Genomic DNA, 23564 nt, shown 5'->3' on the forward strand with positions numbered 1-23564 from the left:
TCAGGCTGCCCTCCGCTCCGTGACCGTGCGGATGAGGTTGCCCGCGGCAACTTCCCCGAGGTCGAGGTACTCCGCGCCCAGGTCCGCGGCGAGCTCCCCGGCCAGGCCGAGCCGGACCCCACGATGCGGTTCGCAGTCAACCACGACGGTGGCGATCCCCTGCTGAGCAAGCCATCCGGCGGCCTGCCTCGCCCGGGCGAAGGCTTTGTCTCCATGGGTCGCCCGGCCGTCCGTGACAAGCACGAGCAAGGGCCGCCGTCGCGGGTCGCGGATCGCGGCGATCCGTAGTACCTCAGCCGCCTGGAGCAGGCCTTCGGCAAGGGGTGTGCGTCCACCGGTCGGTAGCGACTCGAGACGACGTACGGCGGTCTCGACGCTGCCGGTGGGCGGCAAGGCAACCGTGGCGGCGGCGCCGGCGAACGTGACGAGGCCGACGGTGTCGCGACGCTGGTACGCGTCGAGTAGCAGCGAGACGATCGCGGTCTTCACCGCCCCCATCCGCTGCTTCGTCCCCATCGACCCCGACGCGTCAACACAGAACAGAACGAGGTTGCCCTCGCGCCCTTCCCGCACGGCGAGCCGCACATCGGAGGGTCGTACGGCGAGCCCGGCGCCGGCTCGACCGCGAGCGTGCTGATGCGGGGCGGCGGACCGGATGGTCGCCAGCAGATGCGGACGTCCAGCCTCGCGCCCGATGCGGGCGCGATCACCCACCACGCGCCCGACCTCGGTGATCGCCCGGGACCGCCGCCCGGCGACACCGGCGCCCGCGGCCTGCACGCTGAGCAGTCGCGCCTTGTAGGGCTCGGAGCTTCCGACCACCTCGCCGACCGGCGCCGGCCGGCCACCCACATCGCCGGCATCCGCGCCGTCCTCCCGGCCCGCGCCGTGGGCCGCCGAGTCCGGGTCGGTGCCGGACTCAGCACCATCCGAGGCGGCCGAGTCCGCATCCACCCGGCCCGCGTCGGACTGGTTCGCGTCCGACCGGTCTGCGTCGGCCGGGCTGCCGTCGTCTGCGGGGTCCGCTCCCCCACCCGGGCCATCCGGGTCGTCGTCGGGGTTGGGTGGTGGTGTGCTGTCTTGGATGGCTTGTTCTAGTTGATCCTCGTCGAGGCCGGGGGCGTCGAAGGGGTTCCGGCGGCGGCGGTGGGGCAGGGCGAGTTTGGCGGCGGCGCGGACGTCGTCGACCTCGACGACGGTGCGGCCGGACCAGGCCGCGTGGGCGACCGCCGTACGCGCGGTGACCAGGTCAGCGCGCATGCCGTCAACGTCGAAGGACGCGCAGATCTCGGCGATCTGCCGGAGCGCGGCGTCGGTCAGGATCACCTCGGTGATCAGGTCGCGCGCCTTGACGATGCGCTCGGCGAGCTCCCGCTGCGGTCCGTCGTGCCGCGCAACAAAGCCCGCCGGATCGGCCTCGTACGCGAGCCGCGCCCGCATCACCTCCACACGCACGGCAGGATCACGGCTGGCGACGACGTCGACGCTCAGGCCGAAGCGATCGAGCAACTGCGGTCGGAGCTCGCCCTCCTCCGGGTTCATCGTGCCGACCAGGACGAAGCGCGCCGGGTGCGTGACGGACACCCCGTCACGTTCGACGGTCGCGCGGCCCATCGCGGCGGCGTCGAGCAGTACGTCGACCAGGTGATCGTGCAGGAGGTTGACCTCGTCGACGTACAGAAGTCCGCGGTGCGCGGCAGCAAGCAGACCGGGTTCGTACGCCGTGATGCCCTCGGCGAGCGCCTTCTCCAGATGCAGCGACCCGAGCACCCGATCCTCGGTCGCGCCGACGGGCAACTCGACCAGCCGGGCCGGCCGGTTGAGGGCCTCCGTGCTGTGGTGCGGTCCGTCGGGGCAGGTGTCGTCAGGGTGCTCGGGGTCGCAGGAGAACCGGCAGCCCGGTACGACGTCCACCGGCGGGAGGATCTCGGTCAACGCGCGGACCGCGGTCGACTTCGCCGTACCCTTCTCGCCCCGGATCAGCACCCCGCCGATCGCCGGCGAGATGGCCGCCAGGATCAGGGCGAGCTGAAGGTCGTCCATTCCGACCACGGCGGTGAACGGGAATCCGGTGGACGGTGAGGTTGGCCGCATCGGCGGTGGGTCCCTTCGTCGAGCGGGTATCCACGCCCGCCACGGCTGGTACGCCGTACCGCGGTGACCGCGGCCCGGCGGACGGACGCGGATGTCCTGGCTCCCGGGCCGCGTCGACTTCGATCAGGCCCGGTCACAGTGGCGGGACCGCCCCGGACTCCCGGCCTCAGCCGGTCACCGGTGTTCCTCCACAACCGTCGGCCCGATCATGGCACACCCCGCCCACCCGGCAACCACCACGGTCACGTGGCAACCCCCACGTCGACACGAGCCTCACGAGGTGCATCGGCCGACGGAGACGCGTACCGAAGGACGGGTAGTAGTCCGCCCGGCGCCGGGTCGCGGCCGCCGTGCACGCGGGGGTGTCGAGGCTGGGGCTGACCACTACCCGTCCTTCGGCACACCGGCAACCCGTTTGCCTACGGGCGGTAGCCGGACAGGTCGAGGGCTCCCGTCGGCACGGCTCCGGGTGTTGACTGGGGACGCATGGGGGGTCTGCGGCCCGATCATCGCTTCGCCGGACGCGCAGCCGAACAACGGTTCTTCGGCGATGTGCTGCTCGATGCCGTGGCCGGCGTACCGCACGCGATCGTCATCCATGGCGAAGCCGGCATCGGCAAGACCCGCCTCGCCCGTGAGGTCTGCGGCGATTCGCAGCTGAACGTGCTTTGGGGATCGAGCGTGCACTTCGGTGGCGCGTCGGTCCCGTTCGCCCCGATCGCCGGCGCCTTGCAGGACTGGCTGAGCCGAGCGGATGCCGACGAGAGGGCCGAAACTCTCGCCGGGACCGACGGGCTGAGTGCCTTGCTGCCGTCGCTCGGCGTCAGCGGCGGCGGCGACACCAGGAGGCTTCCGATGCTCGTCGACCTCGTGCTCAATCGGATCGCGGTACGACGGCCGACAGTGGTGGTCGTCGACGACCTGCAATGGGCCGACGTGGCCTCGCTGGATGCGATGGCCTACCTGATCGCCGGATTCCGCTCCCAGCCGTTGGTACTGCTGGCCACGTGCAGGACGGAGGAACGCGGCGAGGGGCACCCCCTCCACTCCTGGCTCGCCGACATGCGCCGGATGCCCTTCTTCGGTGAGCTCCGGTTGGATCCGCTGGACCTGGACGGCACCAGCAGCGAGATCGAAGGACTGCTCGGCCAGGCGCCCGACATCGAACTCGCCGCCGAGGTCCTCGACAGGTCGGACGGCAACCCCTACCTCGTCGAACTGATGGTCAGCGGTCTGTCCGGCGCTGAGCGCACTCTCCCGGCCACCGTTCCCGCTGCGCTCCGCGAAGCCCTGCTCGCCGCCTGGCACAGCCTGTCGGACCAGGCCCGCTTGGTCACCAGAATCCTCGCCGTCGGCGGCCGACCGACCTCATCGGCCGTACTGACCGAGGTCGCCGCCGGCCACGGACTCGAGGCGAGCTCGATCGCCTCCTGTCGCGCGGAGGCCCACGACCGCGGTGTCGTGGAAACCGCACCCGACGGAACCTCCTGGTTCCGGCACCCGCTCCTCGCCGAGGTCCTGTACGACGGTCTGCCACCGAACCAAGCCAAGGAGCTCCACGCCGACTACATCCGCGTACTCGAATCGCGGCCCACCGAGGTTGAGGCTGCGGACCTGGCGATCCACAACGAGAGAGCCGGAAACATCGACGCCACCTACCACTGGTCCCTCGTGGCAGCCGATCACGCGGCGAGTCTGAGGGCGCCAACGGAAGAGGCGATCCAGCTCCGCCGCGCGTGTGCTGTCTGGGAAACGGTGTCACCGACCATCCGCGGCGGCCGCGACGAGAGAATCGCCCTGTTACGGCGAACGAGCGCAGTCTGCGAGCGGGCAGGCTGGCCCGAGGTTTCAGTCACGCTCCTCACGGAGGCGCTGAGTCTGGTGAACAGGAAGCAGCAGCCGCTGCTGGCCAGTGATCTACTGGTCTCGAGGGCCAACTGCCGCTGGCAATCGACGACGCCGGCGATGGCCGACCTGGAAGAGTTCCTCGAAGCGATCGAGCTGACGACGGACCTCCCTGAGAGTGCAGAACGCGCCGTCGCGTTCGCCGAGCTAGCTGCGACCGAGTCTTTCCACGGCCTGCCGAGTGACACGATCCACGCGGAGGAAGCCGTCCGAATCGGCCACCTCTCAGGCTCGACGCAGGCCCTTGGGCGGGCGCTCTGCGCACACGCGGCGGTGTTGGAGGCTCCAGCTGCGGTGTCGATGGCTTCCGCGCCGCTGGCCGCGCTCGCCGAGGCGGAGCGGTCAGTGCAGTTGGCGACAGCGTGTGGAGATACAGCCACCGCCACCGAAGCCGCCATCGTCCGTTTCCATGCCCTGCACGGGCTCGGCCGGTGGGCCGACGCAGCCGAGGCCACCCGCGCGGCCTACTTCGACGCGGTCGCCTCCGGGGTCGGCGCCTGGGCATATTTCCTAGCCGGCCTGGCCGCCGAAGAACTGTTCACCCTCGGCCGCTGGGACGAGTGCCGGGTCCTGCTACGGTCCGCGTTGGCGGGACGATCCGCCGGGATCCCTGGAGCAACTGTCAGGCTGGCTGCCAGCGGGCTGGCCGTCAGGTCAGGGCGGAACGAAGAAGCACGACAGCACTTCGATCGGGCGTTGGAGTTGATCTCCGACGACTTCAACCCATCCCGCCCGCGCGTCACCAGAGTCGGCATCGAGCTGATGATCGCCGATGGGACGGCTGCGGACGCCATGACCTGGGCACGCCCGCGGCTCACAGCTCAGGATCAGCCTCCCGATCCCTGGGACGACGAGGCGCTTCCGGACTACGCCTGGGCCGCAGCCGAGGCAGCTCGCGTCGCCCGGGATCGCAGTGATCCTGCTGGAGTGGCCGCGGCGGTGGAGGCGCTGGACGGTGTCATCGACGACTGGCCGCGGAGCCGTTCGTCGACGCCATGGGAGGGGTGGATGTCCAGGCGATGAATCAGGCCCTCTGGGCGGCCGAGATCAGTCGCTGCCGGGATACTGCGGATCAGCCCAAGCGTTGGCGCCGGGCCGCGGAGACCTGCGGTATCGCGGGAGATCGCTGGCACCAGGCGGTCGCCCAATGGCGGTGCGCCGAGGCAGAGCTAGCGAACGACTGGACCTCGCCCGAAGCGCGCGATTTGCTGCGCCAAGCACACCGATGCGCGGTCGAGCTCGGCGCCAAACCCTTGCAGACCGACGTCGAAGCGCTGGCCCGGAGGTCGAGGATCGATCTTCACGAGCCGGCTCCGGTCGTGCCGGTGGCCGACGACCCCGTCCTGGCAGGACTCACTGACCGAGAGCGGGAGGTACTAGCTTTCCTGGTGGCCGGGCGGTCGAACGGTGAGATCGCGAAGGAGCTCTTCATCAGTGACAAGACGGTCAGCGTCCATGTCTCGAACATCCTTCGGAAGACCGGCACGACGAGCCGGGTGGCAGCCGCCGCCCTGGCTGAGCGACGGCTGCCGGATCAGTGAACGCTGATCGGATGGCGGCGCCGGTAGGCCCAAAGGGCTGCCACGGCGATGCCGGCGCCGCCGAGGGCGGCTGCGCCTGTTTGCAGGACTTCGGCGACGGTGTCGTCGACCTCGACGACGGGGCCTGGTATCGGGACGACTGCGAAGCTTTCGCCGTGGGCGCCTGGCTCCGGGTCGACGTTGGTGGCCGAGGCTTGCGATGCGCCAGCAATCACGGCGCCGCAGGTCAGGACGGGCACGGCCACGAGGGTGCAGATGTGCTTCATAACTCCTCCTCACGGCGTGGATCGCCGTCTGCATCCACCGTGCGCTGAGCGCTAGGACCGCCACATCAGGCGCCCTCCCTTAGATCCGCGCCGCACCCCCTTAGGTCGGGCCCGAAGTCGCGATGAGCTTGTCGGCGACCCACTGAGCGACGTCGCGCGGATAGGGAGCTGACAGGCCGAGGACGATGTGACGGAAGCCGGCCTCGAGCGCTTCGTCGATCGCTTTCCGGGTGACGTCAGGCTCGTCGTAGGAGATCTGCAGGTGGATCGAGCGGGTGATCGAGGCGGGGTCGCGGCCGATCTCGGCGCAGTAGCGGTCCAGCAGTGCGCTGCGGCGTACGACGTCTTCGATGTTGCCGCCGGGGATGTTCCACAGGTCAGCGTGCTCGGCGACCAAGCGGAGCATAGCGGACGAGCGTCCGCCGATGAGGATCGGCGGGTGTGGGCGCTGAACGGGCTTCGGGTTGCCGAACGCTCCGGTCAGGCGGACGTCGCTGCCCTCGAAGTCGAACGGCTCAGCCTCGGTCCACAACCGCCGAATGACTGTCAACGCTTCGGCGAGATTCCCCACCGAGTGTGCGAAGTCGTCGTACGGCAGGCCGTGCGCCTCGTACTCGCGCCGGGCCAACGGGTGACTCGGTCGTGAACCCGCGCCGATGCCGAAGTCGAGCCGCCCGCCGGAGACGATGTCGACGGTCGCCGCGATCTTGGCCAGCATCGCCGGCGGCCGGAAGCGGTTGCTGGTCACAAGCAGGCCGAGGCGCAGTCGTTCGGTCTGTGCGGCAAGCGCCGACAGCAGCGTCCAGCCTTCGTACGTCGGTCCGCCCGGGTCACCGCCGATCGGCATGAGGTGATCGAACAGCCAGGCGTGCTCGATCTCCGGGACGGCGTCCGCCTCGCGCCACACCCGCAGTACGTCGTGATAGTCGACCTGCATCGGCGCGGTCATGATCCCGAAACTGGGTTGCGACATAGCTCGTCCTTTCACCGGCGCCGCAGCGACGGCTCGAGCAGCGCCGGTGGTGTGTCGAACTTCTCGTGCGGGGCAAGATCGATGCCGGGGGCAACGATGGCGTCGATCGCATCGAGGACATCAGGACTGAGCACGGTATCGGCAGCGGCGAGCTGCGAGTGCAGGTGAGCCAAGGTCCGTGGGCCGATGAGGGCGCTGGTGACGGCAGGGTGGGCGGTGACGAAGCCGAGAGCCAACTGGATCAGCGTCAGGCCGGCCTCGTCGGCCACCTTCGCCAACTGCTCGACCGCGTCGAGCCTGGCCTGGTTGTACGGAAGCGTGGTGTCGAAGCGTTCCGGCGCGAAGACCGAGCGGCTGGTGCTGATCTCCTGGCCCGCGCGGACCGCACCCGACAGCCAGCCCGATGCCAGCGGACTCCACGCCAGCACCCCGAGACCGTACTCCTCGGTCACGGGCAGGACGTGGGCCTCGATTCCGCGCTGCAGGATCGAGTAGCTGGGCTGCTCGGTGACGTAGCGGCCGAGGTGGTGCTCGCGGGCAGCCCACTGGGCCTGCACGATCCGGTACGCCGGGAACGTCGAGGAGCCGAACGAGCGGATCTTCCCCGCGCGTTGCAGGTCGGTCAGTGCCGACAGCGTCTCCTCGTCGCTGGTGCTCGGGTCCCACCGGTGGATCTGGTAGAGGTCGACGTGATCGACGCCGAGCCGGCGCAGGCTGTCGTCGAGTGCCCTGACCAGCCAGCGACGCGAGCTGCCCTGGTGGTTGCGCTCGTCACCCATCGGCATGGTCGCCTTGGTGGCCAGCACGAGGTCGTCCCGGCGGCCGGCGATCGCCTTGCCGACCAGTTGCTCGGACTCGCCCTGGCCGTACATGTCGGGGGTGTCGATCAGGTTGATGCCGGCCTCCAGAGCGGCGTCGACGATCGCGGTGGCCTCGTCCTGGCTGGTACGGCCGATCGCGCCGAAGTTCATCGCGCCGAGCGCGAGGGTGCTGACCTGTACGCCGGTGCGGCCCAAGGTGCGGTACTGCATAACGGTGCTCCTCCTGGCATGATGGGCGGATACGGAACGATGTTCCGTTACCCAACATACGGAACAGCGTTCCGCTTAGCAAGGTAGGAGGCAGCGAGAGCATGGCCGACGACGGATCAGCGCAGCCTGCTCAGCGCAAGCGGGCCGACGCCCGGCGGAACGAGAAGACACTGCTGGACGCCGCCGCAGCGGCCTTCGTCGACTCCGGCGTCGATGCGCCCGTCCGCGACATCGCCGGGCGGGCCCGCGTCGGCGTGGCCACGATCTACCGCCACTTCCCGACCCGGGCCGACCTCATCATCGCCGTCTACCGGCACCAGGTCGAAGCGTGCGCCGAGGCGGGTCCGGCGCTGCTGGCGGACAGCACCTCACCGCACGCCGCCCTGGCAAGTTGGATCGACCTCTTCGTCGACTTCCTCGTCACCAAGCACGGCCTCGCCGAGGCGCTGCAGTCCGACGACGCCGCCTTCCAGACGCTGCACACTTATTTCCTCGACCGCCTTGTGCCCGTGTGCGCCAAACTGCTCGAGGCGGCCGCCGCGGCCGGAGAGATCCGCGCCGACGTGGACGCCTACGAACTGATGCGAGGCGTCGGCAACCTTTGCATCGGCGCCGAGAACGACGTCCGGTACGACGCCCGCCGCATGGTCGGCCTCCTCATCGCCGGACTGCGGCTCACCTAGGAGCGTTCCAGAGATACGTGTCCACCTTCGGGGGTCGAACGCTGCCCACTTCACCGAAGGGTCCCGCCAAGGGGCTGCAGGGTGTTCACTGAGTACCCATGGGGGGTCTGCAGCCCGATCGTCGCTTCGCCGGACGCGCTGCCGAACAACAGTTCCTCGGCGACGCGCTGCGACACGCCGTGGCCGGCGGCCCGCACGCGATCGTCATCCATGGCGAAGCCGGGATCGGCAAGACTCGACTGACCCGGGAAGTCTGCAGAGCCTCAGAGTTGAACGTGCTCTGGGGATCCTGCGTGCACTTCGGTGGCGCGTCGGTCCCGTTCGCCCCGATCGCAGGCGCCCTACAGGACTGGCTCACCCACGCGGACGCCGACGAAAAGGAGGAGATCCTCGCCGGCACCGAGGGCCTGAGCGCATTGCTCCCCTCCCTTGGCACCAGCGCGGGCATCGACACGACGAGACTCCCGATGCTCGTCGACCTTGTGCTCAACCGGATCGCGGTACGACGGCCCACGGTGGTGGTCGTCGACGATCTGCAATGGGCCGACGTCGCCTCGCTGGACGTGCTGGCCTACCTGATCGCCGGATTCCGCTCCCAGCCGTTGGTACTCCTCGCCACCTGCCGGACGGAGGAACGGGGCGAGGGGCATCCCCTCCACTCGTGGCTGGTCGACATGCGCCGGATGCCCTTCTTCGGTGAGCTCCAGCTGGATCCGCTGGACCTGGATGCCACCAGCAGCGAGATCGAAGGACTGCTCGGCCGGCCGCCCGACATCGAACTCGCCTCCCGGGTCCTGGCCAGGTCGGACGGCAACCCCTACCTCGTCGAACTGCTGGTCAGCGGTCTGTCCGGCGCTGAGAATGCCCTTCCCACAACGGTTCCGGCCGCACTCCGCGACGCCTTGCTTGCCGCCTGGCACGGCTTGTCGGACCAGGCCCGCCTGGTCACCAGAATCCTCGCGGTCGGCGGGCGACCGACCTCATCGGCCGTACTGGCCGAGGTCGCCGCCGGCCACGGACTCGATGCGAGCTTGGTCGCCCCCTGTCTGGCGGAGGCTCACGTCCGCGGCGTGGTGGAGACTGCAGTCGACGGGACCTCGTGGTTCCGGCACCCGCTGCTGGCCGAGGTCCTGTACGACGGCCTGCCACCGGACCACGCGGCACAGCTCCATGCCGACTACATCCGCGTACTCGAGTCGCGGCCCACCGAGGTTGAGGCTGCGGACCTGGCGATCCACAACGAAAAGGCAGGGAACATCGACGCCACCTACCACTGGTCCCTCGTGGCAGCCGATCACGCACAAAGCCTGCGGGCGCCAACGGAGGAGGCGATCCAGCTCCGCCGAGCGTGTGCTCTCTGGCAGACGGTGTCACCAACCGCCCGCGGGGGACGTGCTGAGAGGATCGACCTGTTACGGCGGACGAGCGCCGTCTGCCTCCGGGCAGGCTGGCCCGAGGTGTCAGTGACGCTCCTCACGGAGGCGTTGACTCTGGTGAACAGGGAGCAACAGCCGTTGCTGGCCTGCGATCTGCTGGTCATCAGGGCTAACTGCCGCTGGCAATCGACGGCGCCGGCGATGGCCGACCTGGAAGAGTTCCTCGAAGCGATCGAGCTGACGACGGATTACCCCGTGAGTGCGGAACGCGCCGTCGCGTTCGCCGAGCTAGCTGAGACCGAGTCTCTGCACGGCCTGCCGAACGCCGAAATCCACGCGGAGGAAGCCGTCCGGATCGGCCACAAGTCAGGCTCGACGCAGGCCCTTGGACGGGCACTGTGCGCGCGCGCGTCGGTGTTGGAGGACTCCGCGCCGTTGGCCTCGCTCGCCGAGGCTGAGCTGTCAATACAGATGGCGACGGCATGCGGAGATACCGACACCGCCAACGACGCCGCCATCATCCGTTTCAATGCCCTGCACGAGCTCGGCCGGTGGGCCGACGCAGCCGAGGTCACCCGCGAGGCCTACTTCGACGCCGTCGCTGCCGGCGCCGGCTCCTGGGCAAACTTCCTCGCCGGCATCGCCGCGTTCGAACTGATCGACCTCGACCGTTGGGACGAGTGCCGGGCATTGCTGCGGTCCGCGTTGGCTGGACGATCCGCCGGGATCCCTGGAGCAGCTGTCAGGCTGGCTGCGAGCAGGCTGAGTGTGAGGTCAGGGAGGACCGAAGAGGCACGACAGCACTTCGATCGGGCGTTGGAGTTGATCTCCGACGACTTCAACCCACTCCGCCCCACCGTCGCCTACGCCGGCATCGAACTGATGATCGCCGAAGGAGCGGCCGCGGAGGCCGTGACCTGGGCACGCCCACGGCTGACAGCTCAGGATCATCCTCCCGGTCCCTGGGACGACGAGGCGCTTCCGGTGTATGCCCAGGCGGCGGCCGAGGCAGCTCGCGTTGCCCGGGATCGCGGTGATCCTGCTGGGCTGGCCGCGGCGGTGGAGGCGCTGGACGGCGTCATCGACTACTGGTCGCGGGAACCCTTCGTCGATGGAATGGGTGGGCCGGACGTCCAGGCGATGAATCAGGCGCTCTGGGCTGCCGAGATCAGTAGATGCCGGGATACTCCGAATCAACCCGAGCGTTGGCGCGAGGCGAGTGCGGCCTGCGCTACGGCGGGAAGTCGTTGGCACGAGGTCATGGCGCAGTGGCGGTGCGCGGAGGCAGGGCTGGCGAGTGGGTGGACTCCGTGGAATGCGCGTGAGCTTCTGCGGGAGGCTCATCGTGGCGCGGTCGAGCTGGGGGCCGAGCCCTTACAGGTCGAGATCGAAGCGTTGGCCCGGCGGGCGCGGATCGATCTGGAGGAGCCGGTTCCGGTGGTGGCGGCCGATGACCCGGTCCTGGCGGGGCTTACCGGGCGGGAGCGGGAGGTGCTGGCGTTTCTGGTGGCTGGGCGGTCGAACGGGGAGATCGCGAAGGAGCTGTTCATCAGTGACAAGACGGTCAGTGTGCATGTGTCCAACATTCTCCGGAAGACCGGTACGACGAGCCGGGTGGCAGCCGCCGCTCTGGCTGAGCGACGGCTGCCGGATCAGTGAACGCCGACCGGATTACGACGCCGGTAAGCCCACACGGCTGCCAGCGCGATCCCGGCCCCGCCGATGGCGCTTGCACCTGCCTGCACGCTCTCGGCGACGTTGTCGTCGACCTGCACCTTCGGTCCCGGCTGGGTGACGACCACGGCACCTTCGCCGTGGGTGCCACGCTCGGGATCGGCATACTGAGCCGACGCTTGGGTCGCCCCGGCCAGCACAAACCCACAGGTCACTACCGGTACGGCGATCAGGGTACGGAAGTGCTTCATAACTCCTCCTCACGGCGTGGATCGCCGTCTGCATCCACCGTGCGCTGAGCGCTGCGACCGCCACATCAGGCGCTCCCCCTCAGATCCACGGCGCACCCCCTTAGGTGTCGGGGGCCGGTGGGTTCGGCGCGCGGTTTGGGCTGTCGCCAGGCCGAAGTGAGCTCGGAGAGCCGCCCGAGTGGCCGAGGTTCGCCTACCGCTCGATCCCCAGGTGCTCAGGAAGTGATAGCCGTCGCCGTGGCCGTGGATGAAGAGCTGCGGTGGCGCGCGCTGGACTCGGCGACGAGGAACTTCATGACAGGCGTTTCTCGAGGGCGGTCGCTGCCGCGTCGTCCTTGACCTCTCTGATGCCGACGATCGGGGTGACCGTGACGAAGCCCGCGGCGAGCAGGGCCTCGTCGGACCCCGCGACCGGGTTGGGATGAGGAGCTTCCAGCTCGATCATCGGCTCGCCGGTCGGCGCCGTGGCGCCGATGATGCGGGAGCGTTTGATCGGGGCCAGGGAGGCGTGGCGGACGCCGGCCAACTGGTCGACAGGGCGGTCGGGGACGTTGATCGTGACCACCGTGCCGCCCGGCTCGGAGATGATCCAGCCGAGCGCCTCGGCGGCGACCGTGGCCGCGGTCGGCCAGTACGACGGGTCCTCCGAGTCGATGCTGATGGCAACAGCCGACCTGCCCTGCTCAGCCGCGGTGAGCGCCGCGGCGACGGTGCCGGAGTGGAAGATCGGTACGCCGATGTTGTGGCCGCGGTTGATCCCCGACATGACCACATCCGGTGCCCGGCCGAACGCCCCGACGGACGCCAGCGTCACTGCGAGTGCCGGCGTACCGTCGATTCCGTTGAAGGTGACGCCGGACTCCTCGTCGGAGGCGATGCGGATCGGGCGGCCGACCATGCCGGCGCGGGCCGAGCCGACACCGCTCTCGTCGTGCAGCGGTGCGACCACGAGTACGTCGTACCCGAGCTCGGCGATCGCCGGGGCGAGCGCCCGGATCCCCGGAGCCTGGTACCCGTCATCGTTGGTGATCAGGACTCTCAGCTGCTCCGACGCCATACCTCTACCCAATCAGCCGCGGTCTTCGATGTCACCTTCCGTCTCAAGGACCGCACTGCGCAGCGTCTCAAGGGCCTCGTCGGTCGGAGCCGACCACAGACCGCGTTGGGCCGCCTCGAGCAGCCGCTCGGCGATCCCGTGCCGGGCCCACGGGTTCGACTTGCGGAAGAACTCCGCCATCTCGGGATCTGCCACATACGAAGTGGTCAGCGTCTCGTACATCCAGTCGTCGACCACGCCCGCGGTCGCGTCGTACCCGAACAGGTAGTCCACCGTCGCGGCCATCTCGAAGGCGCCCTTGTACCCGTGCCGCCGCATCGCCGCCATCCACCGCGGGTTCACCACCCGGGCCCGGAAGACCCGCTTCGTCTCCTCCTCCAGCGTCCGCGTCCGAACCTGCGCCGGTACGGCGGAATCCCCCACGTAGGCCTTCGGATTGGATCCGGTCAGGTGGCGGACCATCGCGATCATGCCGCCGTGGTACTGGAAGTAGTCGTCGGAGTCCATGATGTCGTGCTCACGAGTGTCGGCGTTCTTCGCCGCCACCTGGATCCGGGCGTACGCGCGTTCCATCGAGCCGCGCGCCTCGGCCCCGTCGAGGTCCTTGCCGTAGGCGTACCCGCCCCAGACCGCGTACACCTCGGCCAACTCGGCGTCGGTGCGCCAGTTCCGCGCGTCCACGAGCGGCAGCAGGCCGGCGCCGTACGAGCCGGGCTTGGAGCCGAAGACCCGCGCGGTGGCGGAGCGTACGTCGTTGCCCGCAGCAACATCGGCGTCGACGTGCGCGCGAAGGTAGTTGCCAGCGGCATCCTCATCCAGGGCGGCGACCGTCCGCACGGCCTCGTCGAGCAACGCGACCACGTGCGGGAACGCGTCCCGGAAGAAGCCGGAGATCCGGATCGTCACGTCGATCCGCGGCCGGCCGAGCTCCTCCGGACCGACCACCTCGAAGCCGGTGACCCGCCGCGACGCCTCGTCCCAGACCGGGCGGCAGCCGAGCAGCCACAACACCTCGGCGAGATCGTCGCCCTGGGTCCGCATGGCCGACGTACCCCAGATGGTCAGGCCGACCGACCGCGGCCACTCCCCGGTCTCGGCCTGGTGCCGGGCGAGGAGCGAGTCGGCCAGCGCGACGCCGACGTCCCAGGCGTTGCGGCTCGGGATCGCCTTCGGGTCGACGGCGTAGAAGTTGCGGCCGGTCGGCAGCACGTTGACCAGGCCACGCGTCGGCGAGCCCGACGGGCCCGCCTCGACGAAGCGGCCGTCCAGCGCGCGCAGGACGTTGGTCAGCTCGTCACCGGTCCGTGCGAGCCGCGGCACGACCTCCTCGGCCGCGAAGGTCAGGGACGACTCGACCTGGGCCGACGACCGCCCGAGCACCTCGGTCACGACGACCGGGACCTTCGCGGCGTCCCAGCTCAGGGTCTCCATCGCCACGACAAGCTTGCGCGCGACCGCCTCGAGCAGATCCACCCCGTCGGCCCCGCTCACCGCGGGCAGATCGGCCAGCGTTGCGAGGTCGGCCAGGTCCGCGGCTCGTCCCGGGTTCGCGAGCAGCTCGGCCTCGTCCACGCCGAACGTCTCCCCCAGCGCGGTCCGCAGACCGGGGATCGAGTACGAACCACCCCACAGCTGACGAGCCCGCAGTACGGCGAGCACGAGGTTGACCCGCGCCTCGCCGGCCGGCGCACCGCCGAGGATGTGCAGCCCGTCGCGGATCTGCACGTCCTTGATCTCGCACAGATACCCGTCGAGATGCAGGACGAACTCGTCGAACTCCAGGTCGTCCGGCTTCTCGTCCGTGTGCAGATCGTGGTGCAGCTGCGCCGCCTGGATCAGTGTCCAGATCTGCGCCCGCAGGGTCGGCACCTTCTCCGGATCCAGCGCCGACACGGTCGCGTACTCGTCGAGCAGGTACTCCAGCTTCGCCATGTCGCCGTACGTCTCGGCGCGCGCCATCGGCGGCACCAGGTGGTCGACAACGGTCGCGTGCGCGCGCCGCTTGGCCTGTGTCCCCTCGCCGGGGTCATTGACGATGAACGGGTAGACCATCGGCATATTCCCCAGGACGGCGTCCGGCGCACAGCCGGCCGCCATCCCGATCCCCTTGCCCGGCAGCCATTCGAGCGTCCCGTGCTTGCCCAGGTGGACGACGGCGTGCGCGCCGAAGCCGCCCTCCTCGGCCGGGGCCTCGAGCCAGCGGTACGCCGCCAGGTAGTGATGCGACGGGGCCATGTCCGGGTCGTGGTAGATCGCCACCGGGTTCTCACCGAAGCCACGCGGCGGCTGGATCATCAGCACGACGTTCCCGAAACGCAACGCCGCCAGGGCGATCGCAGGCTCGTCGCCGGAGGTGTCGACGTACAGCTCGCCCGGCGCCTCGCCCCACGCCCCGGTCATTGCCGTACGCAACGAATCCGGCCCTCGCCCGAACCACTGCTCATAGACGCTGAGCGGAACCTTCGCGACGGCGTTCGTCAACTGCTCGTCGGTCAGCCAGTCGACGTCGTGACCACCTGCGGCGATGAGCCGATGGATCAGCCCGTCGGCGCCGTCCGGCCCCTGGAGCTCACTGAGATCGAGGTCGCCGAGATCGTACCCGGCCTCTTGGAGTTGACCGAGCAGGACCACGGCCGACGCCGGTGTGTCGAGACCGACCGCGTTCCCGATCCGCGCGTGCTTGGTCGGGTACGACGACAACACGAGAGCCAACCGTTTGTCGTGAGCCGGCACGTGCCGGAGGCGGGCGTGCGCGACCGCGATCCCGGCCAGCCGGGCGCACCGCTCCGGGTCCGGCGCGTACCGGGCCAGCCCATCGGCGTCGTATGACTTGAAGGAGAACGGGATCGTGATCAGTCGCCCGTCGAACTCCGGGATCGCGACCTGCGTGGCAGCGTCGAGCGGGCTGACCGCGGCGTCACTGGCCAGCCACTGCTCACGGGTCGACGTCAGCGCGAGGCCCTGGATCAGCGGGATGTCGAGCGAGGCGAGTGCCCCGGCATCCCAGGAGTCGTCGGAACCGCCGGCGCTCGCGTTGGCCGCGACGGATCCGCCCGCGGCGAGCAGGGTCGTCACCAGGACATCGCACTTACGCAGCAGGTCGAACAGTCCGGCATTCTCGGACGACGTCGGATCCAGTCCTCGCAGGGTCCCGCAGTACACGGGCAGCGGCTGCGCACCCGCCGCCTCGACGGCGGCGGCCAGCGTGTCGACGAACGTGGTGTTCCCGGAGATCTCGTGCGCGCGGTAGTAGACGATCCCGACCACCGGCCGGTCGTCCTCGACGTACGTCCCGCGGACGCCGTACGCCGGGAGCGCGCGCGGCGGCTCGAATTCGTCGCCGGTCAGAAGCAGTGTGTCGCGCAGGAAGCCGGCCAGGTTACGCAGGTTCTCGGAACCGCCCTCCCGGAGGTAGGCGAGCGCCTCGGTCACCGCACCCGCGGGCACGGTCGACAGCGACATCAGCTCGGCGTCAGGTGCGGCCTCACCGCTGACGACCACAGCCGGCTTGCCAGACGCGATGACCGCGTCGAGACCTTCCTCCCAGGCGCGGCGTCCGCCGAGCAGACGGACCACGACGACCTCGGCGTCGGCGAGTAACGGCGCCAGGCCGTCGAGGTCGAGCCGGGCCGGGTTCGCGACCGTCCAGCCGGCGTCCGCCTCGGCGGCGGCGAGCAGGTCGGTGTCGGCGGTGGAGAGCAGCAGCAGGTTCGCGGGCACGCGTAACCGGTCCTTCCTCGGGGTGTCCACGCCCCGACCGGAGGTACGACGGCGGCAGTTCCTGACTCCCCCTCGGGTGCGAGGGGTTCACAGTGGCGGGACCGTCCCGGACTCACACCGGGTTCCTGCACGTGCCGTCGATGACGTGCCGACTCTAGCCGACCAGCCCGGCGACCTGCCGGGCACAGCTCATGACCTGAGCGGGCTACAGGTGTAGGCCGGAATGCCAAACGGGTTTGTACTGCGGACGCCCTCCGGCGTCGCACGACAGCGTCTTCTTCAGCGCAAGCCATCGGCCCGGCTTCACCTGAAGGAGGCAATCATGCGCTTGAAGGTCTGGAGACTTCTGGTCGTCGTCCTGACGGCCGGACTCGCCGCTCCTGCCCTCGCCGCCACGCCGAGTCAGGCAGGCGGCAACCACGCGAACCCGGCGGTCATCACCCAGTGGAACGCGATCGCCGGCCGGACGATCTACACGGAGAACGCCACCCCGGTCCCGGTGGGGAGTCTGTACTACGCCTTCGCGTCGCTGGCCGTGTACGACGCGGTGGTGGCCATCGAGGGCCGCTACGAGCCGTACATCAAGCAACCGAAGGTCCGCGGCAGGGCCTCCTCCGAGGCGGCGGCCGCGACCGCGGCGTACGACGTGCTGCGGTACTACTTCCCCGCCTCGGCCGCGAACCTCGCAACCGACTACGCCGCGTCGCTCGCCACCATCCCCGACGGTCGCGCCAAGGCCCGGGGGACCGAGGTCGGCCGGCACGCGGCTGAGACGCTGATCCGGGCTCGGGCCGACGACGGCAGAGGCGCGACCATCCAGCTGACGGTGACGCCCGCCCCGGGAGTCTGGCGTCCGACACCTGATGCCTTCGCGCCGATGCTGGCCCCGTGGCTCGGCTTCGTCGTACCGCTAGCGCTCCGCTCGCCAACCCAGTTCCGGCTGCCCGGCCCGTACCCGATCACGTCGAAGGCCTATGCCCGGGACTTCGCCGAGGTGAAGGCCAAGGGTGCGCTGGTCGGATCCACTCGGACCGCGGCGCAGACCGAGACCGCGCTGTTCTGGAACGCCAACGCCGTGCTGCAGTACCAGACGGCGCTCCGCGAGCAGGTCATCGCACGGGGGATGAACATCACCGACAGTGCCCGGGCGTTCGCCCTGCTCAGCACGAGCATCGCCGATGCGCTGATCGCGTGCTGGCGGTCCAAGTACGACTACGCCTACTGGCGACCGATCACCGCGATCCGGCTCGCGGACACCGACGGGAACCCGGCGACCAAGCCCGACGCCACCTGGATGTCGCTGGTCCAGACGCCGCCCTATCCGGACTACGTCAGTGGGCACGCATCCGGCACCGGCGCAGCAACCGGAACGTTCAGCTATCTGTTCGGCGCTCGGTCCATCAACCTGGACATCTCCTCGTCGGTGACCGGGACGACCCGGCACTACGACAGCGCCGCGGCCCTCGATGCCGAGACCATGAATGCCAGGATCTGGCTCGGCATCCACTTCCGGAAGGCCATGACCGACGCCAACCGCCTCGGCCACCGCACCGCCACGTGGACGATCACCCACGAGTTCCGGCTGCTCCACCACTGAGCGTCGACTCGGACCGTTTCCTCGCCGCGCGCTGCGTCAGCGATGCATCGCGTAGTGGGCGGCGAGGAGGTCGGTGGCCCAGTCGTTGCGGAGGTCTCGCCAGACGGAGTGGATGTGGTTGGCGTTGTCCTGGGTGTTGTCGTACTCGGCGAGGAAGGTGGGGCCGGCGATCGAGTAGTAGTGGCGGTGGCCGACGCCGGGTTCGGTCTCGCCGGCCCACGCGAAGGTGAGGCGTTCGATGCCTTGGTCGGTGATGTCCTGCCAGGTCTGCAGCCCGATCGGTCCGGCGGCGCGGCCGACGTACTGACCGATGAGGAGGCTCAGGAGTTGACGTTGCTCCGGTGTCATGTCGCCGTACGCGAGCCCGCGGTGCAGCAGGGATGCGTCGGCGACCGGGTCGTGCCGGGTCAGGATGTCGTCCGGCGCCGCGTCGGAGACCAGCGCGACGGACAGCTGGGCCGGCTCGAGGGCGTGCAGGAGCTGGAAGCCGAGGTCCTGCTCCGCGGCAAGGAACCGTCGCCCGGCGTGCGGGCCGGTGCGGACCTCCGCCGGGTTCGAGCCGAAGAACTGCGGGGTGAACGAGATGGCGCCGTCGACGAGCGTGACGTGCAGCGCGAGATGGTGACCGTTCAGCCGCCAGGCCCACGGCCCGGACCCGGCCGGGTCGCCGAGGACCCGGAGGTAGTAGCGATCACCGACCGTCGAGCCGGCCCAGCCGCCGACCTCCGCGACCTCCATCGGATCGGCGAGGCCGCGGACGATGATCTCGGCGGCCATCACCCCGCGGAAATCGGCCAGACCGCGCTCGCTGTAGACGAGGCCGAGCAGGCGCACGACGAGGGCCTCCTGCGCCGCGGACAGCTCGTGCAGCGGCAGGCCCGGAACGGCACCGGGCAGATACGTCCATTGATGGTGATCCGGCGTGTCGAACGCCGCCTCGATCTTGTCGAGCTGGGCGGGCGAAAGACTCGCCAGCAGCTCGAGGACCGCTTCCCGGGTCTGCTCTACAACCATGCCGATCGCTCCCGTTCCGTCGGTTCGTCGTGCGTCCACTGTTCGAACGGCCGGTCCAGCTTGTACTGGAAATCCGGCTGCCGCAGCAGGACGCGTGTTTCGGCGTTGCCCGGGTTACGCAGCGTCTCGAAGAATCGCACCGACCAGTGGAACCAGCGCATGCAGAACAGCCGCATGGTCAGCCCGTGCGACACCAGCAGGAGGTTGCGCGGCGCGTCCGGAGTGTCGAAGTCGCGGTGCATGGTCTCCAGGAACGACGACACCCGGTCGTACACGTCCGCGCCCGACTCACCGTCCGTGAACCGGTAGAAGAAGTGCCCGTAGCGGTTCCGCAGCTCCTTCTGCTGCTCGATGTCCGCGGTGTCCTGATAATTGGCCCAGTCCTGCTCCCGCAGCCGCGGCTCCTCGCGGGCGAGGCCGATCAGATCGTCCAGCCCGAGCGAGTCCAGCGTCTGCAGAGCTCGCAGGTACGGCGAGACGTACACGCGGACAGGCTCGTCCTCGAACAGCTCCCGCAGCTCCTTCCCCGCCTTGGCCGACTGCTCGTGCCCATGCGGCGTGAGCGGGATCCCGTGGTCGGGGACGCGCTCGAAGATCGTCTTGTCCAGGTTGGCCTCGGACTCGCCGTGCCGGATCAGTGCGATCCGCAACGGCCGCCGACTCAGATCCATCGTGTCCCTTTCCGCCGTACTGCCAGCATTGCGGCGACCCCCGCCGCCGCGACTCCGACGCGCCGGGCGAGCGCGGCGGTACGGCGTACGTCGGCAACCGCCGGCGTGGGTCCGTCGCCCAGCGTGCCACGGTCCTCCTGATACGACCCGTAGCTGTTGGTCCCGCCGAGCGTCAGATCGAGGGCCCCGGCGAACGCAGCCTCGACCGGTCCGGCGTTCGGACTCGGATGCTTGGGCGCATCCCGCCGCCAAACGGTCACCGCTTGCCGCGGCCGCCCCGCCACGAGTCCGGTGAGCAGCGCGCACACCCGGGCGGGCAGCAGATTGAGTACGTCGTCCAGCCGCGCCGATGCCCAGCCGAAGTTGAGGTACTTCGCCGACTTGTAGCCGACCATCGCATCCAGTGTGTTGGCCGCGCGGTAACCGAGCAGGCCGGGTACGCCGAGCACACCGCCCCACAGCAGCGGCGCCACACACGCGTCGGACGTGTTCTCGGCGATCGACTCCACGGTCGCGCGAGCGAGCTCGTCGGCTTCCAGGTCGGTCGCGTCGCGGGCGCAGAGGTGGCTGAGGCGGTCTCGCGCGGCCGGGATGTCCTTCTCCTCGAGCAGCCCCGCCATCACCTCGGCCTCACGCTCCAGGCTGCGCGCGCCGAGCACGGTCCAGGTCGCGGCCGCGGTGACGATCGTGTGGACAATCGGACGATTCCGGGTGAGCCGTTCGGCGACGACTCCGGCGGCGGTCGCCGTACCGACGAGGACGGTCGCGTACGCCGTACCCGTCACGCGCGAGTCGTCGTACCAGCGAGACTCGAGCCGGGCGGCGGCCTGGCCGAAGCCGGCGACCGGGTGGAAGCGCCGCGGGTCGCCGAGGACACGGTCGGCGGCGAACCCGAGGAGGATGCCGAGAGCCCTGGACACCCTCGGCAGTCTGCCAGGTGGGGTTGTGATTGGGTGATCCGCATGGGAATCGCGGAGCTGCTCCGGGAGGTCGACGGGAGCGGGGAGTTCGGGGTCTGGCTCGGACGGCTGGACGGCGTACCGGTGTTCGAGCACGCGGCGGAGCGGACGCACTACGCGGCCAGCACGATGAAGCTGCCGGTGGCGATGGCGATGCTGCGGAAGATCGAGGCGGGTGAGCTGACGCTCGACCAGCCGGTGAACGTGCACAACGACTTCGCGTCCGCGGCCGGCGGACGGTTCGGGGTGAATCCGGACGAGGACGAGGCGCCCGCGACCTGGACCAAGCTGGGTACGCCGGTGCCGCTCAGTTGGCTGGCGAGCGAGATGATCACCCGCTCCAGCAACCTGGCGACCGACCTCGTGCTCGAGCAGGTCGGCGTCGACGCCGCCCACGCGGTGCTCGCGGAGTACGGACCCGGGGACAGCGCGATCCGGCGCGGGATCGACGACGCCGCCGCTCAGCGGGCCGGGATCAGCAACACGATGAGCCCGGCCGGACTCGCCGGCGTACTGGTTGCGGTCAGCAACCAGAAGGACGACTACCTGCGGGATCTCCTGGCCGGCAACCAGTGGAACGGCGAAATCCCGGCCCTGCTGCCGGCCGGGACGCGGGTCGAGCACAAGAACGGCTGGGACACCCGGATCCGGCACGACGGCGGCATCGTCCGGCCCCCGGATGCGGACCCGTTCGTCCTGGTCGTGTGTACGACGTCCGACCTGCCGGACTCCGAGGCACAGAAGCTGATCGCCGCGATCGCCCTCGAAGCCTGGAATCACCGGCACGACCTGGAGACGATCCGGTGAAGATCACGACGCACCTGGTGTCGGCGCCGCTGCACACACCGTTCGTGACGGCTCTGCGGACGGCGACGCACGCTGACTCGTTGCTGGTCGAGATCAGCGACGGTGAGCTGAGCGGCTGGGGCGAGGCGCCGCAGGTCTGGAAGGTGACCGGCGACTCGCTCGCCGGCGCCCAAGCCTGCGTCGAGGGCCCGATCACGACCGCACTCGATGGTCTCGGCCCGGACGACCTGACCGAGGCACTGCGCCGCGTGCAGAACGCCGCCGCCGGCAACTTCGGCGCCAAGATGGCCGTCGACGTCGCCCTGCACGACCTGGCCGCGCGCCGTCGTGGTCAGACGCTGCACGGGTTCCTCGGGTCGACGGTCGACGTCGTACGCACCGATGTGACGCTGTCGGTGGGTGACGCTGAGGCGCTAGCGGCCGCCGGACGAGCCCGGGTCGCGGACGGTTTCGACGTACTCAAGGTCAAGGTGGGCACCGACGCCAAGGCCGACGTCGAGCGGGTCCGGCGGGTCCGCGAGGCGATCGGCCCGGGACCGACACTCCGGCTGGACGCCAACCAGGGCTGGTCGCGACGGGACGCGGTCACCGCGATCCGTGCGCTGGAGGACGCGGGCTGCGCCATCGAGCTCGTCGAGCAGCCCGTCGTCGCGGCCGACCTCGAGGGGATGGCGTGGGTGACCGATCGGGTCGGTACGCCGATCCTCGCCGACGAGTCGGTGTACGGCGTACGCGATCTGGTGGCGGTGATCCGGCAGGGCGCCGCGGACCTGGTCAACGTGAAGCTGGCCAAGTGCGGCGGGCTCGGTCCGGCGCGGACGCTGCTCGAGCTGGCGCGGGAACACGGTCTGGGCATGATCGTCGGCTCGATGATGGAGAGCCACGTCGGCGTCGGTGCGGCGGCCGCGCTGGTGTCGGCGTACCCGACGACGGCGGTCAACGACCTGGACGCGGCGTGGTGGCTTCGCGAGGCTCCGGTGGCCGGCGGCATTCGTTATGAAGGCTCGCTGATCCACCTGCCTTCGGCTCCCGGGCTCGGCGTGACAGGCTTGACCGTATGAAGCTAGTCGCCGCCAAAGTCCCGGTCAGTACCGTGTGGACTTCGCCGGATGCGCCGCGTGACATCGACGCCCCGGCCACCGCTGCCCGGCCCGACGTGGCCGCCTGGGCCAAGTCCATGGACACCGAAACGCGCCTCGGCCTGCACGGCCGGACCCTGACCCAGCTGTTGTTCGCCGAGCCCGTGCTGGTCCGCTCCGAACGGGACGGCTGGTCCGAGATCGTCGCCCCGTGGCAGCCGTCCTCCCAGGACGAGCTGGGCTACCCGGGCTGGGTCCCGTCGAGCCACCTGGGTGAGTTGCCGGGCAGCGCCTCGGCTCCGGTCGCGATCGCCGTACCGACGGCATCGCTGACCGCCGAGCCTGGCGGTGCCGCGCTGACCGAACTGTCGTTCGGGACCGTGCTGGCGTCGATCGAGCACGCGGACGGGCACACGCGGGTCGCCACCCCGGATGACGGGTCCGGCTGGCTGGCGGACGACGTACTGCGGCCTGTCGAGGACCCGGCGACTCCGGAGGACCGACTCCGGCTGGGGTCGATGTTCCTCGGCCTCGAATACCTGTGGGGTGGTACGTCCGCGTACGGACTGGACTGCTCTGGTCTGATCCACGCGGTCGGGCGCGTCCTCGGCCTGCGGACGCCGCGGGACGCCCACGACCAGGCTGCCGCGCTGGAGGACATCCCCGTCGACGAGGCTCGGCCCGGCGACCTCTACTTCTTCGGCCGCCCTGGTCAGCAGGTCCATCACGTCGGCTTCGTCTCCGCCGAAGGCATGCTGCACGCCTCCGAGACGGGGAAGAAGCTCGAGAACGCACCCCTGACCGACGACCGCCGAGCCACGTTGGTCACCGCCGCACGCTTCTGACCGCCACTTTCGCAGGAGATG

General features: G+C 69.8%; 18 protein-coding genes and 2 riboswitches. Of the genes, 8 read left to right on the forward strand and 10 right to left on the reverse strand.

From position 1 onward, the window contains the following. Entirely contained in the window at positions 1-2094 is a 2094-nt protein-coding gene (locus ACXC9Q_RS24055; protein WP_457058909.1) for a putative cobaltochelatase, read from the reverse strand. 69 nt (positions 2095-2163) lie between these two features. Next, a riboswitch (cobalamin riboswitch) is annotated at positions 2164-2305 on the reverse strand. A 275-nt stretch (positions 2306-2580) separates the two neighbouring features. Here ACXC9Q_RS24055 and ACXC9Q_RS24060 point away from each other — a divergent pair. Together ACXC9Q_RS24060 and ACXC9Q_RS24065 are read left to right on the forward strand one after the other, a co-directional pair. Continuing rightward, positions 2581-5022, forward strand: coding sequence for an ATP-binding protein (locus ACXC9Q_RS24060; RefSeq protein WP_457058910.1), 2442 nt, complete (start codon positions 2581-2583; stop codon positions 5020-5022). Next, positions 5019-5540, forward strand: coding sequence for a helix-turn-helix domain-containing protein (locus ACXC9Q_RS24065; RefSeq protein WP_457058911.1), 522 nt, complete (start codon positions 5019-5021; stop codon positions 5538-5540). Before ACXC9Q_RS24060 ends, ACXC9Q_RS24065 begins: the two co-directional genes overlap by 4 nt. On the opposite strand, the gene ACXC9Q_RS24070 is transcribed toward ACXC9Q_RS24065, so the two are convergent. From ACXC9Q_RS24070 to ACXC9Q_RS24080, 3 genes are all read right to left on the reverse strand, one after another. After that, positions 5534-5806, reverse strand: coding sequence for a hypothetical protein (locus ACXC9Q_RS24070; protein WP_457058912.1), 273 nt, complete (start codon positions 5804-5806; stop codon positions 5534-5536). The two genes, ACXC9Q_RS24065 and ACXC9Q_RS24070, sit on opposite strands and share 7 nt — an antisense overlap. A gap of 100 nt (positions 5807-5906) precedes the next feature. After that, positions 5907-6779 carry an LLM class flavin-dependent oxidoreductase gene (locus tag ACXC9Q_RS24075; RefSeq protein ID WP_457058913.1) on the reverse strand — a complete coding sequence of 291 codons (873 nt, stop codon included), beginning with the start codon at positions 6777-6779 and terminating at the stop codon, positions 5907-5909. An 11-nt stretch (positions 6780-6790) separates the two neighbouring features. Next, a complete protein-coding gene (locus ACXC9Q_RS24080; RefSeq protein WP_457058914.1) occupies positions 6791-7810 on the reverse strand; it encodes an aldo/keto reductase in 1020 nt (339 codons plus the stop codon). 101 nt (positions 7811-7911) lie between these two features. On the opposite strand from ACXC9Q_RS24080, the gene ACXC9Q_RS24085 reads away from it, so the two are divergent. Together ACXC9Q_RS24085 and ACXC9Q_RS24090 are read left to right on the forward strand one after the other, a co-directional pair. Next, the gene (locus ACXC9Q_RS24085) at positions 7912-8493 is read left to right on the forward strand and encodes a TetR/AcrR family transcriptional regulator (protein WP_457058915.1); all 582 of its coding nucleotides are present in this window, start codon (positions 7912-7914) and stop codon (positions 8491-8493) included. A gap of 98 nt (positions 8494-8591) precedes the next feature. Further along, positions 8592-11528 (forward strand): helix-turn-helix transcriptional regulator, encoded by a 2937-nt coding sequence (locus ACXC9Q_RS24090; RefSeq protein ID WP_457058916.1) that lies wholly within the window; start codon positions 8592-8594, stop codon positions 11526-11528. Here the strand turns inward: ACXC9Q_RS24090 and ACXC9Q_RS24095 are convergent. From ACXC9Q_RS24095 to cobN, 3 genes are all read right to left on the reverse strand, one after another. Next, positions 11522-11794, reverse strand: a complete 273-nt coding sequence (locus tag ACXC9Q_RS24095) for a hypothetical protein (RefSeq protein WP_457058917.1) — start codon at positions 11792-11794, stop codon at positions 11522-11524. The two genes, ACXC9Q_RS24090 and ACXC9Q_RS24095, sit on opposite strands and share 7 nt — an antisense overlap. Positions 11795-12086: 292 nt before the next feature. After that, complete coding sequence (gene surE / locus ACXC9Q_RS24100; protein ID WP_457058918.1) at positions 12087-12851, reverse strand: 5'/3'-nucleotidase SurE; 765 nt, start codon at positions 12849-12851, stop codon at positions 12087-12089. Positions 12852-12863: 12 nt separating this feature from the next. Next, a complete protein-coding gene (gene cobN, locus ACXC9Q_RS24105) occupies positions 12864-16571 on the reverse strand; it encodes a cobaltochelatase subunit CobN (protein ID WP_457058919.1) in 3708 nt (1235 codons plus the stop codon). Positions 16572-16607: 36 nt separating this feature from the next. After that, a riboswitch (cobalamin riboswitch) is annotated at positions 16608-16739 on the reverse strand. Positions 16740-16893: 154 nt separating this feature from the next. Between cobN and ACXC9Q_RS24110 the strand changes: the two genes are divergently transcribed. Then, positions 16894-18168: a vanadium-dependent haloperoxidase gene (locus ACXC9Q_RS24110; RefSeq protein WP_457058920.1), complete on the forward strand. Its 1275-nt coding sequence runs from the start codon at positions 16894-16896 to the stop codon at positions 18166-18168. A gap of 36 nt (positions 18169-18204) precedes the next feature. On the opposite strand, the gene ACXC9Q_RS24115 is transcribed toward ACXC9Q_RS24110, so the two are convergent. The 3 genes from ACXC9Q_RS24115 to ACXC9Q_RS24125 are packed head-to-tail and all read right to left on the reverse strand — an operon-like array spanning position 18205 to position 20773. Further along, positions 18205-19182: a DUF3500 domain-containing protein gene (locus ACXC9Q_RS24115; RefSeq protein WP_457058921.1), complete on the reverse strand. Its 978-nt coding sequence runs from the start codon at positions 19180-19182 to the stop codon at positions 18205-18207. Next, positions 19173-19853, reverse strand: a complete 681-nt coding sequence (locus ACXC9Q_RS24120; protein WP_457058922.1) for a phosphoglycerate mutase family protein — start codon at positions 19851-19853, stop codon at positions 19173-19175. The genes ACXC9Q_RS24115 and ACXC9Q_RS24120 overlap by 10 nt, the downstream gene beginning before the upstream one ends. Beyond that, complete coding sequence (locus tag ACXC9Q_RS24125; RefSeq protein WP_457058923.1) at positions 19844-20773, reverse strand: cobalamin biosynthesis protein; 930 nt, start codon at positions 20771-20773, stop codon at positions 19844-19846. Before ACXC9Q_RS24125 ends, ACXC9Q_RS24120 begins: the two co-directional genes overlap by 10 nt. Before the next feature lie 42 nt (positions 20774-20815). Between ACXC9Q_RS24125 and ACXC9Q_RS24130 the strand changes: the two genes are divergently transcribed. The 3 genes from ACXC9Q_RS24130 to ACXC9Q_RS24140 are packed head-to-tail and all read left to right on the forward strand — an operon-like array spanning position 20816 to position 23543. After that, positions 20816-21619, forward strand: coding sequence for a serine hydrolase (locus ACXC9Q_RS24130; RefSeq protein WP_457058924.1), 804 nt, complete (start codon positions 20816-20818; stop codon positions 21617-21619). Further along, the gene (locus ACXC9Q_RS24135) at positions 21616-22680 is read left to right on the forward strand and encodes a mandelate racemase/muconate lactonizing enzyme family protein (RefSeq protein WP_457058925.1); all 1065 of its coding nucleotides are present in this window, start codon (positions 21616-21618) and stop codon (positions 22678-22680) included. The genes ACXC9Q_RS24130 and ACXC9Q_RS24135 overlap by 4 nt, the downstream gene beginning before the upstream one ends. Further along, positions 22677-23543: a C40 family peptidase gene (locus ACXC9Q_RS24140; protein WP_457058926.1), complete on the forward strand. Its 867-nt coding sequence runs from the start codon at positions 22677-22679 to the stop codon at positions 23541-23543. Before ACXC9Q_RS24135 ends, ACXC9Q_RS24140 begins: the two co-directional genes overlap by 4 nt. The last annotated feature ends 21 nt before the right edge of the window (positions 23544-23564 follow it).

It is taken from the genome of Kribbella sp. CWNU-51 (assembly GCF_054073265.1).

Bases quoted from the DNA above. Each gene is read 5' to 3' on its own strand.
- ACXC9Q_RS24055 (WP_457058909.1), bottom strand. From the start codon at position 2,094: ATGCGGCCAACCTCACCGTCCACCGGATTCCCGTTCACCGCCGTGGTC.
- ACXC9Q_RS24060 (WP_457058910.1), top strand. From the start codon at position 2,581: ATGGGGGGTCTGCGGCCCGATCATCGCTTCGCCGGACGCGCAGCCGAA.
- ACXC9Q_RS24065 (WP_457058911.1), top strand. From the start codon at position 5,019: ATGAATCAGGCCCTCTGGGCGGCCGAGATCAGTCGCTGCCGGGATACT.
- ACXC9Q_RS24070 (WP_457058912.1), bottom strand. From the start codon at position 5,806: ATGAAGCACATCTGCACCCTCGTGGCCGTGCCCGTCCTGACCTGCGGC.
- ACXC9Q_RS24075 (WP_457058913.1), bottom strand. From the start codon at position 6,779: ATGTCGCAACCCAGTTTCGGGATCATGACCGCGCCGATGCAGGTCGAC.
- ACXC9Q_RS24080 (WP_457058914.1), bottom strand. From the start codon at position 7,810: ATGCAGTACCGCACCTTGGGCCGCACCGGCGTACAGGTCAGCACCCTC.
- ACXC9Q_RS24085 (WP_457058915.1), top strand. From the start codon at position 7,912: ATGGCCGACGACGGATCAGCGCAGCCTGCTCAGCGCAAGCGGGCCGAC.
- ACXC9Q_RS24090 (WP_457058916.1), top strand. From the start codon at position 8,592: ATGGGGGGTCTGCAGCCCGATCGTCGCTTCGCCGGACGCGCTGCCGAA.
- ACXC9Q_RS24095 (WP_457058917.1), bottom strand. From the start codon at position 11,794: ATGAAGCACTTCCGTACCCTGATCGCCGTACCGGTAGTGACCTGTGGG.
- surE (WP_457058918.1), bottom strand. From the start codon at position 12,851: ATGGCGTCGGAGCAGCTGAGAGTCCTGATCACCAACGATGACGGGTAC.
- ACXC9Q_RS24110 (WP_457058920.1), top strand. From the start codon at position 16,894: ATGCGCTTGAAGGTCTGGAGACTTCTGGTCGTCGTCCTGACGGCCGGA.
- ACXC9Q_RS24115 (WP_457058921.1), bottom strand. From the start codon at position 19,182: ATGGTTGTAGAGCAGACCCGGGAAGCGGTCCTCGAGCTGCTGGCGAGT.
- ACXC9Q_RS24120 (WP_457058922.1), bottom strand. From the start codon at position 19,853: ATGGATCTGAGTCGGCGGCCGTTGCGGATCGCACTGATCCGGCACGGC.
- ACXC9Q_RS24130 (WP_457058924.1), top strand. From the start codon at position 20,816: ATGGGAATCGCGGAGCTGCTCCGGGAGGTCGACGGGAGCGGGGAGTTC.
- ACXC9Q_RS24140 (WP_457058926.1), top strand. From the start codon at position 22,677: ATGAAGCTAGTCGCCGCCAAAGTCCCGGTCAGTACCGTGTGGACTTCG.